This is a genomic window from Imperialibacter sp. (assembly GCF_040222815.1).
Taxonomy (GTDB): domain Bacteria; phylum Bacteroidota; class Bacteroidia; order Cytophagales; family Cyclobacteriaceae; genus Imperialibacter.
Genome location: NZ_JAVKCH010000040.1, coordinates 426904 through 445527, shown reverse-complemented (window position 1 = coordinate 445527; position 18624 = coordinate 426904). Strand labels below are relative to the sequence as shown.

Here is an 18624-nt window from a genome sequence, read left to right as displayed (position 1 = left end):
ATTTTCTTCAGGGCAAACGCATTTAAAACAAATTAGATAAATTATTTTCAAAGCTGTTTTTCTACCACGGCCCTTAAGGGTGAAACAGCTTTGAAATTCTTCTTTCCCTTTAGGGTTAGGGTAAAAAAGAAGAATTTCAAAGTTAAATAGTTTTAAATGCGTTTGCCCTCCGATTTTCTTGGTCAATGATTCGAATGAAAAGGATTATCCCTACCTTTGCAGTCCGAAAATGATAGAGGGCAAACCTACTACCTGCTTAACGCCCAGCCATAAATTCCTAATACAATATATTGATTTCATCCCTGGGTGACTATTTCCCGGGGTGAGGAGCCATTTACCAAACTTTAATGAAGAAGTATTTTAACCTATTCGACCTCTCCCAAAAGGTCAATTACAAAACTGAAGTTTTATCAGGTCTTACAGTAGCCATGGCTCTTGTGCCAGAGGCAGTGGCTTTTGCTTTAATAGCCGGGTTGTCTCCTCTCACAGGGCTTTACGCAGCATTTGTCATGGGCTTGATTACGTCCATTTTCGGTGGAAGGCCCGGTATGATTTCCGGGGCTACAGGAGCCGTTGCGGTAGTGATTGTTTCGCTGGTGGTGTCGCATGGGGTAGAATACGTTTTTGCCACTGTGATCCTCGCTGGTATTATTCAGCTGGCGGCTGGTTTTCTGCGCCTGGGAAAATTCATGCGCCTGGTGCCACACCCGGTTATTTTTGGTTTTGTGAATGGGCTGGCCATTATCATTTTCATGTCGCAGCTCGATCAGTTTAAAGATGCTTCAGGTCACTGGCTGACCGGCCCATCTTTGTATATTCTGTTAGGTTTTGTGTTGTTAACCATGCTGATCATTTGGGGCTTGCCGAAAATTACAAAGGCTATTCCCGCAGCACTTACGGCTATCCTCGTGGTCTTTGGTATCGTGGCCATCTTTGGTATTGATACTAAAACGGTGGGTGACATAGCCTCTATACAAGGCGGTTTTCCTCCGTTTCACTTGCCATCAGTTCCCTTTTCACTCGAAACGCTGGCCATCATTTTTCCCTATGCTGCCATAGTGGCCGGGGTGGGGCTGATCGAAAGCCTCCTTACGCTCAACATCGTCGATGAAATTACCGAAACAAGGGGACGGGGCAACAAAGAGGCGGTAGCTCAGGGCACGGCCAACATCCTGTCGGGTTTGTTTTCAGGCATGGGTGGTTGCGCCATGATTGGCCAAAGTCTTATCAACGTTTCTTCTGGTGCCAGGGCCAGGCTGTCGGGCATTGTGGCGGCTGTGATGTTGCTGGTATTTATCATGTTTGGTGCCGGGCTCGTTGAAAGATTGCCTATGGCCGCACTTACTGGCTTGATGATCATGGTGGCCATTGGTACGTTTGAATGGGCGAGTTTGAGAACGTTCAACAAAATGCCGAAGTCCGACATCTTCGTGATGGTAATGGTAACGCTGGTCACCGTGTTTCTGCACAACCTGGCTTTAGCTGTACTGGTTGGTGTCATTATCGCCGCATTGGTCTTTGCCTGGGATAACGCTAAAAGGATCAGGGCAAGAAAAAGCATCGATGCGAATGGCATAAAACACTATGAAATATATGGGCCACTTTTTTTCGGCTCGGTGGCTGCGTTCAATGAAAAATTTGATGTATCCAATGACCCTGACGAGGTCATTATCGACTTTGCGGAGAGCCGGGTGGTAGACATGTCAGCCATAGAAGCTTTGAATAAGATCACAGAACGTTACCAGAAGGTAGGTAAGAAACTTCACCTGAAACACTTAAGCCCCGACTGCAAACAACTGCTGCAAAATGCTGATCAGCTTATCGATGTGAATGTTATGGAGGATCCCACCTACAAAGTGGCCGTGGATACCATTTGAGATGGAGGCGAGGTGATTGCTACCATTTCACTCGTTGAATGAAATGGTAAACTTAGTCCCCTTATTGACCTCACTTTCGACTTCGATGTTTCCGCCAAGGCTGGTTACATGGCTGTGAACCAAGTAAAGGCCTATGCCTTTACTGTCGCTATGGTTATGAAAACGCTGGTGAAGCCCGAATATCTTTCCTTTTACCTTGTTCATGTCAAACCCAAGCCCGTTGTCTGAAAAGACAAGTTGGTTTGTGTTGTGCGATCTGGTAGTCGAAATAGAGATTACCGGTTCCACATCAAGTCTCCGGTACTTGATCGAATTGGTGATCAGGTTCAGGAACACGCTCTCCAGATAGGCCCTGTTGAATTTGATATGTGTTACTTCCGAAAAGTCGATTTCAAACTGAACATTGGCATTTTTCGCCAAAGAATTGATAGAATTGACTACGGTACTCAACACTTCCTTCAGGTCAAGTTCTTCGGTGGGTGCAGTCTGGCTCTCTTTTTGGCTGATTATGTTCAGGTAGTCATTCAGCGTTTGATTGAGATTTTCCGTAGCGGCTTTAAGGATAGGAATTAGCTCAAGTGCGACTTTGCTTTGAATATTTGAGTTGTCCAGCAATTCAACTATTGTAAGGAGATTGTTGACGGGGGATCTTAAGTCATGCGAGGTAGTATAATTTAGCTGCTTCAGGTCTTTGTTTGCCTCAGCCAGGTCGGCCAGCAATGCTTCTCTTCCTTCTTCAATCCTTTTTTTGTGGGTAATATTTTTTGCAATGGCATATACCAACTGTTCCGAGTCATAGGGCATAGAATTCCATGAAAGCCAAACTACTTCCCCGCCTTTGGTCACATATCGATTCTCGAAATCCAGCAGGGGCACATTTCTTATGAGGGAGTCCCGATGGACTTTGGTAAGATGTTTGTCGTCGTGGTAGATGAAATCACTGATAGGCTTTTGCAGCAGTTCCTCCTGGCTGTAGCCTAGCAGCTTGCACACGGCAGGATTTATTCTTCTGAAGTAGCCGTCGTATCCGGCAATGCAGAGCAAATAGGGTGATAATTCAAAAAAGGGGTCTAGTCTAAACGCATTTTCTATATTGTTTTCCACGCTCACATGCTGCATCCTTGTCCGCCTAAAATTTTGTGAGTATAACAATTTTCGTTGGCTATTGCCAAGTGATTTGAGGTTGAGGTGGCATGTTTTTGTGTCAATGACAATGAGAGAGCAGTAACGGTATGGTCACAGATACCGGCCACGAGTACAACGATCTTTGCCATGTCAGGTATGTTTTACCTAAATGTCGGCAGGGGAGAGAAGGAAGTATGTGACTGGCGTTACACTGCTGTGCGTTTGTTTTTGCTGATCGTCATCTTACATAGCTGCTGTCCCGACCTTGATCTTAGATCTTGGAATTGCTGTTGTTAAGAGATATGTTTATGTAGAGCTGGGGTTCAAAAAACCCCTTGTGGTATGTTGTGCTTCCAGGAAGGAGACGAATGCTCGCCAAATCGAATTTTTTGAAAGTATGAATGCAGGGATAAAACCATATAACGAAAGCCAAGAGGCAGTTGACAAGGAAATCTGCGACTTGCTTGCCACCACAATCGACAGCGTTTTGACTGAGGCCGAAAGCAAAATCTGGCATGCCCATCCTGTTTGGTTTTTGGAAGGCAATCCGATTGTGGGGTACAGCAGGCAAAAGAAGGGGCTGCGCCTGATGTTTTGGAGTGGAGCTGATTTTGAAGAAGAGGATTTAGCTGTTAGAGGTAAGAAGTTCAAAGACGCTTCTATTTTTTACGAATCTGTTGAAGAAATCGATGTAAAGAAATTGCAGCGATGGCTCGGAAAGTCGAGAAATATTCAGTGGGACTATAAAAACATCGTCAAGCGAAAAGGTAAACTGGAGCGGTTGAGGTGATAACTTAAAAATTTTGAAAATATGGAACTAGGTGCATTTTCTATCAGTCTTAGCGTGAAGGATCTAAAAACTTCAAAGCAGTTTTACGAAAAACTCGGATTTACCGTCTTGGGAGGCGGTATGGATAAAAACTACCTCATCATGAAAAATGAGAATGCACTGATCGGGCTATTTCAGGGCATGTTTGAAGGCAATATTATGACATTTAACCCAGGTTGGGACGAAAATGGCAAAGACATAGCAAGCTTCGATGACATTAGAGAAATCCAGCAACACCTGAAAGGTAAGGGCATTGAAACGGGGAAGGAAATTGACCCCAAAACGTCCGGCCCGGCCAGCATGATGATAACCGACCCCGATGGCAATGTGATTTTGATTGACCAGCATCGGTAGTGCATTGCCCATGTTGCGGAAAACAATTCAGAGGTGAAAGCTAGTACGGCGCCTGAACGCCTGGGGGTTTCTCCTAAGTTCTCTAGGGTGTCTCGATCCAAAAGGTAGGACGTCCTCACCCTAAAACGACCCAGCTTCAGCCCAGAAATTTCCCAGAAATCAATACCTTCATAACCAGATAGAAGCATGTGCTTGCGGCAATAATTAGAAAAGAATGGGAAAGAGATTAGATGCTATCACGCCTGAATTGAAAGCATTCATTGAGGATCAAAAAATATTTTTTGTGGGGACTGCGGCCGAGGAAGGCCGGGTGAACATATCCCCCAAGGGTACCGACGCTTTTCGGGTGCTGGAGGGGAACAGAATTATCTGGCTCAACCTAACAGGGAGCGGAAACGAAACAGCTGCTCATTTGATTAAGAATGATCGAATGACGGTGATGTTCTGCGCCTTTGAAGGGAAGCCTTTGATTCTGAGGCTTTATGGAACCGCCAAAATCTATCATAAGCGAGACAGCGAATTCAGGGTATACATTGGCCATTTTCCTGAAAACACAGGCTCCAGACAAGTGATTGAAATGCATGTCGATTTGGTGCAAACATCTTGTGGCTTTGCCGTGCCATATATGGATTTCAAGGAAGAGCGAACCACTTTAAACGATTGGTCGGCAAAGCAGGGAACTGAAGGAATTGAAGATTACTGGAAGAATAGAAACACGGCGAGTATCGATGGATTTGAAACGGGTATACTTAACGGTTAATACCGCTGCTCCACTGGATTTGTAATTGCTAAGCGAGAAACCCGAAGGCATATCGTAGGATCTCTGATCCGGTTTGTCCAGTTGGTAAGACACTCCACGATAATTTGCTACATTCACCCCGAAACCTTTAAAACCAAACATGAACCTGATCACAATGAAAAAGTACACCTTCCTGGCACTGCTAGCCGTACTGGCTGCCTGTAGTCCTGAAACAAAACAAACTGCCGCTCCCGCCACAGTGGAAGAGGCCACCATTGGTCAGCATATCGGCCAGCTGGCGTCCGATGAATTTCTGGGAAGGATGCCTTTTACCGAAGGAGAAACCAAAACAGTCAACTACCTAAAAGACGAGTTTGCAAAGCTCGGCCTCCAGCCAGGCAATGGCGATAGCTATTTTCAGGAGGTGCCCATGGTGGAAATCACTGGTACACCATCAGGCACCATGACGCTCGTCGGCCCCGGCAAGACGATGGAACTGGGCTACCTAAAGGATTTTGTCGCACTCACCCTCAAGCCCACACCTGAGGTAAGCCTTGAAAATTCTGACCTGGTGTTTGCCGGCTACGGTATTGTGGCGCCGGAATATGGCTGGAACGACTATGAAGGTATCGACTGGGCGGGCAAAACCGCTGTGGTGCTGGTCAACGATCCTGGGTTCAAATCGGGAGATTCTACCTTGTTCAAAGGCGACGAGATGACCTATTATGGCCGCTGGACCTACAAATACGAAGAAGCAGGTCGACAAGGTGCTGCTGGCGTCATCATTATCCACGAAACAGAGAAGGCCTCTTACGGCTGGAACGTGATACAGTCGGGCTGGACAGGCCCACAGCTTAACCTGGAGAGCGACCGGCCTGTGGCTGACGTGCAGGGGTGGATCACAACCCAGGCAGCCGACGAACTATTTGCCGCTACTACTTTGGAGAATAAAGACTATAACCAACTGGCCAGGTCAAAGGACTTCAAGCCTGTTCCGCTGGGTTTCACAGCCTCGGTAAAAGTCACTAATAGCATCAAAAGAGACATGTCGAAAAACGTGGTCGCACTGCTGCCAGGCACTGACCAAAAGGATGAGTACATCATCTATTCTGGCCACTGGGACCATTTTGGTGTAGGTCGCCCCATCGATGGCGATTCTATTTATAATGGCGCCGTCGACAATGCCTCGGGAACTGCTTGTTTGCTGGCCATTGCTGAGGCATTCAAAAAAGAGGCTCCTGCGAAGAGGTCGATTGTGTTCATAGCCGTGACTGGTGAAGAACAGGGCTTACTTGGATCTGCTTATTACTCTGAGCATCCCATTTATGATCCGGAGAAGACGGTGGCCAATATCAATATGGATGCCCTTTCCAGCCCCGGGCGGATGAAAGACCTGACCATTACCGGTTTTGGCCATTCCGAAATGGATGAGTACGCCACTGCCGCCGCTGAAAAGCAAGGGCGTTATGTGATACCCGATCCCAACAAGGAAAAAGGCTACTTCTTCCGCTCCGACCACTTCAATTTCGCCAAAATCGGCATTCCTGCTTTGTATGCCTCGGGTACTTACGAGGGCTTCGACTACAGCGTGGAGCAGATCAAAGAAATGGCGGATCACTACGAAACTTACAGGTACCACCAGCCCTCCGATGAATACGACCCTGCGACTACGAATTTGACCGGCGTGCAGTTTGATGCGCAGCTGATGTTTGAGGTCGGTCTGAAGCTGTCGAACGAAGACTACTTCCCCAAATGGTACGATGGGAGCGAGTTCAAGGCGGCAAGAAAGAGGGACTACTGATTAAATTATGTTCTCGGGCGTGTCTTCACGCCCGGGAACATTTTCTAACAAGGTGAGTTCATTGCTTCGCAGGTGGCCGTGACAAACTGCCACTTTGCTTGTCTAAGGCACAATTGGGTTCTACCCACTCACTACTCCACCGCCAACCTCGCACAAAAGACTGCCGAAACCGCTGTCAGTGGGGTGAAAATGATAAGTTCAAGCACGCTGGTGGAGGCCAGGTTCCCTACGGTGTTGAGAGCGAAAAGCACAGCAAACGCCCAAAGCAAGACCTTCAGCACTATTGCTGGCAGTTTCAGTTTCAAATAGCCTCCTTTGATCAGAATGACGGTAAGAATAAACAGGTTCACCACAATGCTGACAGTTTCAAACCGCAGCATTTGTTCTCTGGATTGAAGTCTTCCGCCCCAGGTGGCCTCGTAGGGTATCAGTCCTGTGATGATGGTGAGGTGGTACACCAAAACAAGCGATAGCGTGACTATCATGGCGTGTGCAGCAAACTTGAAGTTGATTTTTTTAAGCATGGTAGTTTAAAAATGAGTGAGTTAAATGTTCCGGCAGCTCAATACTTATCCTCAAAAGTAGCGGAAAATAGTTGTTAAAACGGGTGGCAATCGGTTTGGTTCATCCAGGGGGCAGCTGCTGCTGCACATCAGGTGCCAACCTTTTTCTCAATGCCAAAACTCTTTTTACCGGGCCAGCAAAATCCCATTTTTCGGCGACAGCTGATATAGATGTTAGGTTTGGTCGACAGATAACGAGTTTGCACACGGATTTAACATCGCATCTGAACCACCCTCGCCCTAGTTTTGCTAAAAACATTTTTGTCCTACAAAACTTAACTGGTGCATGAGAACTTTCGAGATTATCCTTTTGCTGGTTGTATCCATACTGCCTTTTGTAAAGAGACCGCTTGTCCGGCACGTTCGGGCTAACTACGTTTTAGTATTCCTCGGGGTTTTGCTGGCCCTGCACCTGATTGTAGAAGGCTGGCGCTGGCAGATGTTTCCTGCTTACCTGCTCACGCTTATTGTGGGATGGAGGGTGAAAGTTGCAGATGCTACCGAATCTCCCCGGGTGTCCTTTGTTAGGGTAGTCGGATATTTGGGGTTGATTGTTTTGCTACTGCCTGGTTGGGCGCTTCCAAAGCTCCTCCCTGTTTTCTCCTTGCCCGAACCACGGGGCCCTTACAGCGTGGGCGCAGAATTGGTTCACGTACAAACTGAGCGGGATGAGATCACCACCAAAGATGCTACCGATAAGCGAGAACTAATGTATAAAATCTGGTATCCAAGCGATGTGGAAGTCTCATCGCTGAAAGGCGAGAGGTATGTAGATGAAGGAAGCCGGGCTGGCTTCTCTGTTAAGTATGGCCTGCCACCTTCAGCGCTCAATTACCTTGATCGGGTAAAAACATACGTCTATCCGAATATTCCGGTAGCGGATGGGCCCTTCCCTGTGTTGATTTTTTCTCATGGGTATGGGTCAAAAGCAACGGGATACTATGCCTTGTTGACCGAGGTGGCCAGCCAGGGCTATGTGATTATTAACATGAACCATACCTACGAAAGCCTTGGGGCTACTTTTCCGGATGGCAGAATAAAATACTTTGACTATGACTTCCAGAACGAAATTTCCGCTGGATCCCAGCCAGTGGTGGAGCCACTGATCGAAGCCTTCAAAAGTGACCTTACTTATGAGGAAAGGCATCCTATTGTGCGGGAGGCGTCAAAGAATTATTTCATGGCCGGAGTAAATGATCGATGGGCTGAAGACATGATGTATACGTTGGATCTGCTGGAAAAGTGGAACGCTGAAGGTGCACTTAAAGGTAAACTGAATCTGAATCAAATAGGCGTTTTTGGGCATTCAGTAGGAGGTGGGGCATCCGGGGTAGTGGCCACTACAGACAGCCGGATAAAGGCAGCCGCAAATTTGGATGGCATTTCATGGGGCAACACGATCGATAGCACCTACCGTATCCCTTTCCTCTATGTTTCCGCTGATTGGCCAGCGGAACATGAAGATGTTAACTCACATATTTACCTCAACAAGAGTACCGACTACTTCTACGAAAGCAAGCTCCTGAAATCAGGGCATCCAAACTTCATGGATATACCTTTTATGATCCCCGTTCAATCTCTTGCGGGCACCGGCGATATCGATCCCTATCAGGGAATGGAAATTGTCACTAAGCTAACCACCTCATTTTTCGACAGACATTTAAGGCACTTACCAGGCCCTGATCCTGAAGAAATAGGCAAGCAATATGAGCTATTGGAAATGACTGTCTACAAAGGCGATTCAATCAAATAGTTGTTCGGTTTTTGGTTGCTGGTAGCCAAAGTGCTTCCAGCAGTCCATTTTTCCTGCCGAAGCCGTTTTTATGTGTGTTTTCATAGCGGTTTTCATGTGTGTCTTCACACAGGGCCTTGCCCTCAAGTCGGCAAATTCTCACCTTCCTCAGTTACCCACGTCCAACAAACCAAACTGCGGCAACTCCCCCGGTAGCTCCATCCGTATCCGCCAATGCAGCGGATAGTAGTTGTTGAACCTGGTGGCAATCTGTTTTGTCCAACCCAGGGGCAACTGCTGGTAGCACATCAGGTGCCAACCTTCTTTTTAATGCCAAAACCAGGGTAGACATTAAAAGGTATGCATTTTTAATGTTTGTTGGACAGTTTATCCTTAAAGGACAACCAGTTCGCATTTCACAATAATCCAGTTCCAGGCAACTCCCCCGGCAGCTCCATCCTGATTCGCCAATGCAGCGGATAATAGTTGTTAAACCTGGTAGCAATTCGTTTGATCCAACCCAGGGGCAACTGCTCATAGCACATCAGGTGCCAGCCGTCTTTTTCTCTATCGATGGGCCATTCCTCTTTGCGGAGGTATTGCAGGGCCTGTCTCAGGTCGAGCTCCCAGGCTGGGAAAGCGTCTTTTTTGAAAATTATTGAGAGCGCAAGAGCAGGAGCAGGCACCAGGTTCTTTTTCTTGATCTCAGCTACCAGCACACCCGCTTGCACGATCCTCAACTCTCTGATCACTGCACCCCAGGATTCATTATCGCCTGTCGGCAGCGCCAGGATATTTTCATAGTGCTGAAAATAATCCCTTTCATCGGTCAGCCAGGGAGCGACTTCCGCTTGTTCTTTCTTCCCGGTCGGGGCCAGCGGAAACTTGTCTTTTCTCGGAGCTTGCCATTCCTCGCCATCCAGCTTCCTCACAGCGCAGACAAAGAAGCCTTCTCCTTTGGTCAGGTGAGGCATGAATTGATAGCCAGCAATGTTGTTGGCGGCTTCTACTTCTTTGATTTGCAGGGCAGGATCTACCTCCAGAGGCAGCGCTTCCAGCTGCGTTTGTTCTGAAAGCCATTGGATATTCTTTTCGTTTTCTGCCGGATTATAGGTGCATGTACTGTATATCAGCACGCCGCCTGGTTTCAGAGCAGGCCACACATCCATCAAAATCCGCCGTTGCCGGTCGGAGCAGAGGTGGGCATTGTCAGGCGACCACTCGTTGATGGCATTGGGGTCTTTGCGAAACAGCCCTTCGCCGGAGCAGGGCGCATCCACGACTATCACATCAAAAAAGCCTTCCAGCCTGTCGAAGTCCCTGGGGTCGTTGTTGCTCACCACTACATTCGGAGCACCCCACTTGGTCAGGTTCTCCGCCAGTATCTCCGCCCGACTTTTGATTACCTCGTTGGATACAAGCAAAGATTCCCTACTGAGCAGCGATGCCAGCAGCGTCGATTTGCCACCGGGGGCTGCACAGAGGTCGAGCACCCTGAGCGGCTGCTCAAGATCAACCGACTGCCTGACTACCTCTTCCAGAAACATGGAGCTTGCTTCCTGCACATAGTAGGCCCCGGCATGCATTAGTGGATCGAGCGTGAAAGAAGGTCTTTCTTCCAGGTAGTAGCCATGGGACGACCAGGGCACTCTTTCCAGCAGCACCGGCGCATGAAACTTGGTGGGATTAATACGAATAGAGGTAGGGGAGGTGGTAGACAAAGCATCAAGCAGCAACGACGCCTCGGCTCCCATTTGTGCTTGCAACCTGTTTGAAAATGATGCGGGGAAGTTAGTTTTCATTTGCGGCTTTCAGAATGGTAGCAATCAATTTTGGAGATAGTCTAAAGCCATTTTCTACCAGAGCAGTCACGTATGGTTTTATTGTATTTAGGAGACCTTTTTCTTTGCCAAGAAGGAGGATGGCCAGCGTGCCAATAATTGGAACATTATAGGCTTCGGCAACTTTTCTTCCTTTAGATTCGTCCAATGCGACCATAGAATCACTTACTTCAAGAGCTAAGGCAATTGAGCTGGCTTCGCCTGAATCGAGGACTTTGTCTAGCTTGGCTTTCAATGAGAAATCCGCTACTTTTTGAATAATGATCCAGTCCGGGAGGTTCGCTCCATACTCTTTCTGAACCTCAGGAGTAATTGATACTGTCTCAAAAAGCTGTTGAATGATGTGGAGCAGGTCGATTTTTGAGAGAGCAATGAGGCAACTTGTATCAGCGATAATGATTCTAGCGCTTGCTGGCATTTTCAAAATCTCTTAGCAAATCTTCAGGTGATTGCTGAAATATGGATACACCATATTGACCGACTTTTTCAATGAATTCCCTTTTAGATATGCCGACAAGTGCCGCTGCCTGTCCTGATGATAGCTTCCCTTCATCAAAAAGCTTCGCAGCCACAATCATCGATACCTCTTTTTCATCGATATCGTCCGGTATATTATTTAGAGTGATCGTTTTCATTCAAAACAAATTTACAAAAAAAAGCCTTTGAATGAAGGGCTGACTTTTTCATATCACCCCAAATGTAACTTTCTCATCAACACACTCCCCGACACCTGCGTTATTTCTCCCGATTTCAACGGAAAAAGACTCAACTCCTCAATAGCCACTCTCACCAGCCTGAGCGTAGGATGCCCAACTGCCGCCGTCAAGCGCCGCACCTGCCGGTTCTTCCCTTCAGTAAGTTTCAACTCCAGCCACGTGGTCTCTGTGTATTTTTTGTGATTAACAGGAGGGTTTCTGTCAGCCAGCTTATCGGATGCGTCCACAATCTTGGCTTCCACAGGCAGGCTACGATGTTCCTTGCCTTTAATTCGAATCGTTGGGCCTTCAGCCAGGTCTTCTAAGGCCTTGTGCTGCACAGTTCCTTCCACTTCCACCCAATAAGTGCGCTTGTGCTCATTGCTCGGGTGGAGCAACCTTGCATTAAGCGATTTGTCGTTAGTAAGTATTAACAAACCCTCGCTGTCGGTATCGAGGCGACCAACGGGATACACGTCCTTTGGCAGCTTGAATATGGTGCCCAGACCCGGGTTGCTGTCCTCGTCGGTGAACTGGCTCAGCACGCCGTAAGGCTTATGAATGATAAAATACAGATGGTCTTTGCCCGCCACAATAAGCTTTTATTGATTCAGTTTTTTCAACTCTTCCATTTCTTCCTCACTTAACCCGAGGTCGATTTGAATGCGTCGCTCTGAAGGCAAAACAGTGAATAAAATACCAAAAATGAAGACAGGAGCCAGAAAATACATTGCATCGTAGGTAACGATAGAGCCCACCACGCCAATCAGCCCAACTGTTTCCAGCACAGCCCCTCTGATCACCTTGTAGTTGTACCACGACTGTAGCCTTTGCTGCAAAGGGATGTTGGGATCAGTCTTCAGCAGCTTTCCTGTGAAAGTCCACCCGGCCAGTGCCGCCAGCGCCACAGCGAGGATGGCATATTTGGGCAGCCCCGTGGGAATGATCGTTGATCCCTCGCCGGTGAAAAAAACAAAGAAGGAAACCGCCGTGAAAAGGGCCAGGGTAGACATGAGAGAAATGTACACCAGCTGGAGAATGGTAAGGTATTTTTTGAGCGTCATTTTTACTGTTTTCGAAAGTAATGCCAATACTTCCTCAAACATAACAAATGATGTTTAGGTTTGCTTGTATTCCATTCGGTCAACGATGGCGGCCACCGTCACATTGCTGGTGATGTTTACGACTGTGCGAAACATGTCGAGTATCCTGTCAACTGCGAAAATAAGCCCCAGTCCCTCGGCATTGAGCCCTACACTCTGTAAAATCACGATCAACATCACCATGCCAGCGCCTGGCACAGGGGCGGCACCAATGGATGCAAGCGTAGCCATCACCACTATCGTCAGCTGCTGGCCAAGACTGAGGTCAACCCCAAATGCCTGAGCGATGAAGACCGCCGCCACTGCCTGGTAAAGGCTCGTGCCGTCCATGTTTACCGTAGCGCCAATGGGCAGGCAGAAGCTCGTCACCTCTTCCCTCAGCCCCAGCTTTTCTTCGCTGCACTTCATGGTCACTGGCAGGGCAGCTGCGCTGGAACTGGTACTAAAGCCCAGCATCTGAGCAGGAAGAATATCCTGATAAAGCTTCTTCACCGGGATTTTAGTGAAAATTTTGAGCATCAATGGGTACACGAGAAGCAGCATCATGAAAAGCCCAAAAATCACAGCAAAAGAATAAAGCCCCAGTGCCTGAAAAAGCTCAAGCACCCCGCCGCCGCTTGAGAAGTCTGCCACCATGCCTGCCATTAGGGCAAACACACCATAGGGAGCAAACTTCATGATGATGTCCACAATTTTCAGCACAATGTCATTGGCTTCCAGAAAAAACTTACGGACAGTATCAGTCTGCTTTTCCGGCAGCATCACCATGGCTACGCCAAAAAGCAAGGCAAAGAAAATCACCTGTAGCATTCTTTTGTTATCGCCCAGCGACATAAACAGGTTTTCCGGCACGGCGTCTACCACAAACTGCAGAGGCCCTTTCGTCTGAAAATCCTGTGCCATGGCACTTCGCTCCTCTACTTTGGAAGAGTACATCGACTTGAGCTCCTCCCGCTTTTCTGGAGAGAACGACAGGCCGGGGTTGACGATGTTGACCGTGGCCAAACCAATAGTGATGGCCAGGATGGTGGTAAGAAGAAAAAGGACAAAGGTCTTGGTTCCCATTCTGCTGAGCCTGCTGATGTCTTTCAGGTTGCTCATGCCCACAATGAGGCTCACCAGCACCAAAGGCACGGCGATCAGCTTCAGCAGGTTGATGAAAATGGTACCGAAGGGGCTTATCCAGACTTTGATAAAGGCAGAGGTGCCAAGAGATCCGGCCAAAAGTCCTGCCAGAACTCCGGCAATCATTCCAATAATAATCTGCCAGTGAAGAGCAAGCTTTTTCATCGAGGGTCAATGGTTGATGGTGTATAAATGCGGAAAGATATGCGATTGCCTGATCCGTTGATTTGCGACGCAGTGAATTATTTTTTACGGAAGGAATATTGGTTAATTTGGGTGAAAAGTTGAGTGCCAACGGTAGCTTCTAAGACACTGGGCATTCTCAAATCAGACTTTCACAAAATGGCCGTACATCCCAGAACCGTTGCTTACTCTCAGGTGACCATCACCGAACTGATGATCCCTTCATACGCCAACTTCGGAGGCAAAATCCACGGGGGCATCCTGCTATCCCTCATGGACAAAGTAGCCTATGCCTGTGCCACCAAGCATTCCGGCGCCTATTGCGTGACGGTGTCGGTGGACACGGTCGACTTCCTTCAGCCAGTGGAGGTAGGCGACCTCGTTTCGCTGAAGGCGTCGATCAACTACGTGGGCAATTCCTCCATGGTAGTAGGCATTCATGTAGTAGCCGAAAACGTGAAGGAGGGCGTGGTGAAGCATACCAACAACAGCTACTTTACCATGGTAGCCAAAGACGAGAACGATAAGCTCACCACAGTGCCGGCCCTCATTCTTTCAGACAAAGAGGAGGTGAGGCGGTTTGTGGAAGCCATTCACAGGAAAGACCTGAAAAAAGAAGCCGCCGAACGGATGCAGGCAACCAAAAAGGTTTTTCAGCTGGAAAACGTGATGTCGCTTCTGGAAAAAGAAAGGTGCGAGATTGCATTTAAGGCTGACTAAACCGGTTATTCCTGCTGTTCCATATGTCCCAAAGGCCATCGCTTAGCGAGAAACGCTTAGACGGGCAACCGAATGAAAATTGTGAGGGCGCCCCAAAGCCCCATCGGGGCGATTTTTTTCAGCGTTGGGTTTCAACCCGACGCTAAAACAAGCAAAAGACAGTTTTGGCGGTATTCCCCCTGTTCCACATGTTCCGAAGGGCATCGCAAAACCCCATCGGGGTGATTTTCTTCAGCGTTGGGTTTCAACCCGACGCTAAAACAAGCAGAAGTAGTTATGCCATGAAGAAAAAATGGCACCTGCCTACCACGGCAGGCATCATAAACGTCAGTGGTAATCAAAAAAAGGATCAGGGACAATTAGGTGTTTCTTTCCAAAGCATAGGCATACTGAAAGTGAAACCATTTATTATCGTTCAGCATTGGGAATTGTAAATGGTATTTTTAGAGAAAAGAAAAAGTACTTTCAAGCAGTGAAAGAATCAGAACTTAAAAAAATAGGAGCTTAATGAGTTCAGAGATCATCATATATCAAACTGAAGATGGCAGGACTAGCATTCAAACTCGCTTGGAGAATGAAACAGTTTGGTTAACTCTTGAGCAAATGGCCGAACTTTTCCAAAAAGGCAAATCGACCATTAACGAGCATATCCTGAATATTTACAAAGAAGGTGAACTAACCCGGGAAACATCCATGAGAAAAATCGGGATTTCCGATTTTTCTACCAAAACCACAAATTTTTATAATCTGGATGTCACTATATCTGTCGGTTACCGGGTGAAAAGCCTGCAAGGCACCAAGTTCAGACAATGGGCAACTGCTCGCTTGCGTGAGTACATTGTGAAAGGTTTCGCCATGAACGATGAGTTGCTCAAAGAATCCGGTGGTGGCAATTACTTTGATGAATTGCTCGCCTGTATCCGGGATATTAACTCTTCTGAAAAAATCTTTTGGAGAAAAGTGCTTGATATTTATGCAACGAGTATTGACTATGATCCAAATATAATACTCCCCATGCCGGAAAAGTGAGCCATCAAAAGGCATTGGATAAAGCACATGCTGAATACGAGAAATTCAAAGAGATCCATCAAAACGAACTTTCACAAGTAGAGAAAGACTTTATCAAAAAAATAGAAAAAACAGAAAAGGAACTGAAAAACAAGAATTGGTAAATGGCAAAGCTCAGAAAAAGCGTAGACAGTATCTGTAAAATCATGTGACGCGATACCCCGCTGGCGACGAACTACTAGCTTGGACGCATTTCGAAATGGGTGAAGTATTGACCACCCCCCGCCCCACCCACACAATTTCTTTTGCCTCATTTGCACTTTTTCATCAGCTTTCGCAAAACGATGAAATATGCAGAAAATACTTACCCTCCTTTTTTCGATTGTGATCTGTGGCCAGCTAGTGGCGCAGGACATGTCCGTCCCCAAAATCCTCACCCAAAGAGAGCAGGCCGAAGTGATCGACCGCTGGCTGGAAGAGCGCATTAAATATTTGCTTCCCGATCTGATGCGCCGGGAAGGCCTCGATATGTGGCTGATCATCGCCCGTGAATACAACGAAGACCCTGTGATCCGCACCATGCTGCCTGCCACCTGGCTGGCCGCCCGTCGCCGCACCATTTTGGTAGTATATGATCCGGGGGAAGGAAAAGAGCTGGAAACCTACGCCATTGCCCGCTACAATGTGGGCAGCGCCTTTAAAATGGCCTGGAACCCCGCCATTCAGCCCGATCAGTTCAAGGCATTGAGCAGGCTCATCCAGGAAAAGAACCCAAAGAAAATAGGCATCAACAAATCGGAGCATTTTGCGCAAACAGATGGCATCACCTCCAATGAGTACGACCAGCTGATGAACGTGCTACCGAAGAACTTCCAGCAAAAGGTAGTGTCGGCCGAAAAGCTGGCCATCGGCTGGCTGGAAACCCGCACCGAAAGCGAAATGATCGTGTACCAGCAGATTGTGCGCATCGCCCACCAGATCATTCAGGAGGCTTTCTCCGACAAGGTAATCCAGCCCGGCATTACCTCCACCGACGATGTGGTGTGGTGGATGCGGGAGCGCATCAAAGAGCTAAAGCTCGACACCTGGTTCCACCCCTCAGTCTCCATCCAGCGCCAGGATCCTGAATCCTTCGATCACTTGCGCAGCTTCTCGGAGAGGCCAGGTGAGCAAGTCATTTTACCCGGCGACCTTATTCACACCGACTTTGGCATCACCTACCTTCGCCTCAATACAGATACCCAGCAGCATGCCTATATCCTGAAGCCCGGAGAAACCGAGCCACCTAAGTTTTTGCAGGAGGCTTTTTCCCAGGGCAACAAAGTGCAGGATGCCCTCACCAGCAACTTTGTGGTGGGCAAAAGCGGCAATGAAATCTTAAAGGCAGCATTGGAGCAGTCCAAAGCCGCCGGGCTCAAGCCGTCGATTTACACGCATCCCATTGGCTACTATGGGCATGCCAGCGGCCCCACCATTGGCATGTGGGACCAGCAGGACGGCGTACCTTTCAACGGAGACTATCCTTTGTACCACAATACAGCCTATTCCATCGAGCTCAACGCTAGCGTGTTCATCAAGGAATGGAACAAAGAGATCAGGATCATGCTGGAAGAAGACGGCTATTTTGACGAAACGGGCTTCCGCTACATTGATGGCAGGCAAAAAGAGCTCATGGTGATTCCAAGGCCGTTGTTTCCGAATGGGAAGTAAATCTCTTATTAGGAAGCTGCTTGCAGCTACCCCCCTCTCCAGTGAGGAGAGGGCAATGCTATTAAGTTAAGAGGTTCCGTATCCCAATTCTATTTTTACCCCAAACCCTAAAGGGCGTATGTATTACTATTAGCAGGCCCTTTAGGGGTGCCCGGCTTAGGGATTAAGGGTAAAATGCTCTTAACTTAATAGCATTGGAGGAGAGGGCTGGGGTCAGTAGTCGAAGCAACCTCACGCCAACACCGTGTCAAAGTCCTTGCCACGCAAGATTGCCATCCTCTTCCCGCTCTAAAAAGTCGGATTACATTTCTTGGGCATCGTCAATGAATTTTGCACCTTGCTGTTTCTAGCATTGTTAACACACCGCCGTATACTGATGAAAAATATTTTAGCCATTGCCTTACTGTTAGCGATAGTAGCCACAGGCTGCAAAAAGAAAGAAATACCTTCTTTCAATGTGATGTCGTTCAACCTCCGATACGACACGCCCAATGACAGCATCAATGCCTGGCCCAATAGAAAAGACGCCGTTGCTGACCTCGTCAAATTCCATGAAGCCGAAATAGTGGGTGTGCAAGAGGCTTTGCTTCACCAGCTCAAAGACCTTGAAGAAAGGCTGCCTGACCACAAATGGCTGGGTGTGGGCAGAGATGATGGCATCGCCAAGGGCGAATTTTCTGCCATTCTTTACAACAAACACCTTTTCAGCGTGCTTGATTCAGGCACCTTCTGGTTGTCAGATACTCCCGACGTTCCCTCCAAAGGATGGGATGCCGCCATTGTAAGGGTGTGCACCTGGGCAAAAATGAAGAACCGACACTTGGGAAAGGACTTTTATATTTTCAACACGCATTATGACCACATTGGCGTGGAGGCCAGAACAAATTCTTCAAAGCTGATCATTGAGAAGGTCAAAGAAATAGCTGGCAACCTGCCGGTAATCCTGACCGGCGACTTCAACTCGGAGCCTGAAACAAAGGCCTACGAAACGCTTACAGAAGGCCTGACCGACGCCCGCAACCTGAGCGAAAACCCGCCGTATGGCCCCTACGGTACCTGGAACGGCTTCGACCACAACGCCGACCTCAGCCGCCGCATCGATTACGTCTTTGTCAACGAAAAAGTGCTGGTGAGAAAATATGCCGTGCTGTCGGATGCCATAGAGAAAAGGTACCCCAGCGACCACCTGCCGGTGATGGCGGAGGTGATGTTTAGGTAG

20 protein-coding genes are annotated in these 18624 nt (G+C 47.9%); 11 read left to right on the top strand and 9 right to left on the bottom strand.

The features are described 5' to 3' along the window. Window positions 1-347: 347 nt before the first annotated feature. Window positions 348-1877, top strand: a complete 1530-nt coding sequence (locus RIF36_RS21705; RefSeq protein ID WP_350122716.1) for a SulP family inorganic anion transporter — start codon at window positions 348-350, stop codon at window positions 1875-1877. Between the two features lie 27 nt (window positions 1878-1904). Here RIF36_RS21705 and RIF36_RS21700 read toward each other — a convergent pair whose 3' ends face one another. Further along, window positions 1905-2996: a PAS domain-containing sensor histidine kinase gene (locus tag RIF36_RS21700; protein ID WP_350122712.1), complete on the bottom strand. Its 1092-nt coding sequence runs from the start codon at window positions 2994-2996 to the stop codon at window positions 1905-1907. Between the two features lie 403 nt (window positions 2997-3399). Here RIF36_RS21700 and RIF36_RS21695 point away from each other — a divergent pair, with 403 nt between their 5' ends. From RIF36_RS21695 to RIF36_RS21680, 4 genes are all read left to right on the top strand, one after another. Further along, window positions 3400-3792 (top strand): DUF1801 domain-containing protein, encoded by a 393-nt coding sequence (locus tag RIF36_RS21695; RefSeq protein WP_350122709.1) that lies wholly within the window; start codon window positions 3400-3402, stop codon window positions 3790-3792. Between the two features lie 21 nt (window positions 3793-3813). Further along, window positions 3814-4185, top strand: a complete 372-nt coding sequence (locus RIF36_RS21690) for a VOC family protein (protein WP_350077387.1) — start codon at window positions 3814-3816, stop codon at window positions 4183-4185. Window positions 4186-4399: 214 nt separating this feature from the next. Further along, a complete protein-coding gene (locus tag RIF36_RS21685; protein ID WP_350122707.1) occupies window positions 4400-4945 on the top strand; it encodes a pyridoxamine 5'-phosphate oxidase family protein in 546 nt (181 codons plus the stop codon). Window positions 4946-5084: 139 nt separating this feature from the next. Continuing rightward, the gene (locus RIF36_RS21680) at window positions 5085-6725 is read left to right on the top strand and encodes a M28 family metallopeptidase (RefSeq protein WP_350122705.1); all 1641 of its coding nucleotides are present in this window, start codon (window positions 5085-5087) and stop codon (window positions 6723-6725) included. Between the two features lie 131 nt (window positions 6726-6856). Here RIF36_RS21680 and RIF36_RS21675 read toward each other — a convergent pair whose 3' ends face one another. Beyond that, window positions 6857-7249 (bottom strand): hypothetical protein, encoded by a 393-nt coding sequence (locus RIF36_RS21675; RefSeq protein WP_350122703.1) that lies wholly within the window; start codon window positions 7247-7249, stop codon window positions 6857-6859. 325 nt (window positions 7250-7574) lie between these two features. Here RIF36_RS21675 and RIF36_RS21670 point away from each other — a divergent pair, with 325 nt between their 5' ends. Beyond that, window positions 7575-9041, top strand: a complete 1467-nt coding sequence (locus RIF36_RS21670; RefSeq protein WP_350122701.1) for an alpha/beta hydrolase family protein — start codon at window positions 7575-7577, stop codon at window positions 9039-9041. Window positions 9042-9188: 147 nt separating this feature from the next. Here the strand turns inward: RIF36_RS21670 and RIF36_RS21665 are convergent, their stop codons facing one another. The 7 genes from RIF36_RS21665 to RIF36_RS21635 all read right to left on the bottom strand — a co-directional run bounded on the left by RIF36_RS21665 (window position 9189) and on the right by RIF36_RS21635 (window position 13949). Beyond that, the gene (locus RIF36_RS21665) at window positions 9189-9332 is read right to left on the bottom strand and encodes a methyltransferase RsmF C-terminal domain-like protein (protein ID WP_350122927.1); all 144 of its coding nucleotides are present in this window, start codon (window positions 9330-9332) and stop codon (window positions 9189-9191) included. Window positions 9333-9436: 104 nt separating this feature from the next. Next, window positions 9437-10822, bottom strand: a complete 1386-nt coding sequence (locus tag RIF36_RS21660; RefSeq protein ID WP_350122699.1) for a methyltransferase RsmF C-terminal domain-like protein — start codon at window positions 10820-10822, stop codon at window positions 9437-9439. Beyond that, window positions 10812-11279 (bottom strand): PIN domain-containing protein, encoded by a 468-nt coding sequence (locus RIF36_RS21655; protein WP_350122925.1) that lies wholly within the window; start codon window positions 11277-11279, stop codon window positions 10812-10814. The genes RIF36_RS21660 and RIF36_RS21655 overlap by 11 nt, the downstream gene beginning before the upstream one ends. Next, the gene (locus RIF36_RS21650; RefSeq protein ID WP_350122697.1) at window positions 11263-11496 is read right to left on the bottom strand and encodes a UPF0175 family protein; all 234 of its coding nucleotides are present in this window, start codon (window positions 11494-11496) and stop codon (window positions 11263-11265) included. Before RIF36_RS21650 ends, RIF36_RS21655 begins: the two co-directional genes overlap by 17 nt. A 53-nt stretch (window positions 11497-11549) precedes the next feature. After that, window positions 11550-12149, bottom strand: coding sequence for a pseudouridine synthase (locus RIF36_RS21645; RefSeq protein ID WP_350122695.1), 600 nt, complete (start codon window positions 12147-12149; stop codon window positions 11550-11552). 9 nt (window positions 12150-12158) lie between these two features. Further along, the gene (locus RIF36_RS21640; RefSeq protein ID WP_350122693.1) at window positions 12159-12662 is read right to left on the bottom strand and encodes a hypothetical protein; all 504 of its coding nucleotides are present in this window, start codon (window positions 12660-12662) and stop codon (window positions 12159-12161) included. A gap of 12 nt (window positions 12663-12674) precedes the next feature. Beyond that, window positions 12675-13949 (bottom strand): dicarboxylate/amino acid:cation symporter, encoded by a 1275-nt coding sequence (locus RIF36_RS21635; RefSeq protein WP_350122691.1) that lies wholly within the window; start codon window positions 13947-13949, stop codon window positions 12675-12677. Between the two features lie 177 nt (window positions 13950-14126). Between RIF36_RS21635 and RIF36_RS21630 the strand changes: the two genes are divergently transcribed. The 5 genes from RIF36_RS21630 to RIF36_RS21610 all read left to right on the top strand — a co-directional run bounded on the left by RIF36_RS21630 (window position 14127) and on the right by RIF36_RS21610 (window position 18624). Then, window positions 14127-14687, top strand: coding sequence for an acyl-CoA thioesterase (locus RIF36_RS21630; protein ID WP_350122689.1), 561 nt, complete (start codon window positions 14127-14129; stop codon window positions 14685-14687). A gap of 164 nt (window positions 14688-14851) precedes the next feature. Then, window positions 14852-15121: a hypothetical protein gene (locus RIF36_RS21625; protein WP_350122687.1), complete on the top strand. Its 270-nt coding sequence runs from the start codon at window positions 14852-14854 to the stop codon at window positions 15119-15121. A 169-nt stretch (window positions 15122-15290) separates the two neighbouring features. Beyond that, window positions 15291-15716: a RhuM family protein gene (gene rhuM / locus RIF36_RS21620; RefSeq protein ID WP_350122685.1), complete on the top strand. Its 426-nt coding sequence runs from the start codon at window positions 15291-15293 to the stop codon at window positions 15714-15716. 330 nt (window positions 15717-16046) lie between these two features. Continuing rightward, window positions 16047-17405, top strand: coding sequence for a M24 family metallopeptidase (locus tag RIF36_RS21615; RefSeq protein WP_350122683.1), 1359 nt, complete (start codon window positions 16047-16049; stop codon window positions 17403-17405). 376 nt (window positions 17406-17781) lie between these two features. Next, window positions 17782-18624, top strand: a complete 843-nt coding sequence (locus tag RIF36_RS21610; protein ID WP_350122681.1) for an endonuclease/exonuclease/phosphatase family protein — start codon at window positions 17782-17784, stop codon at window positions 18622-18624.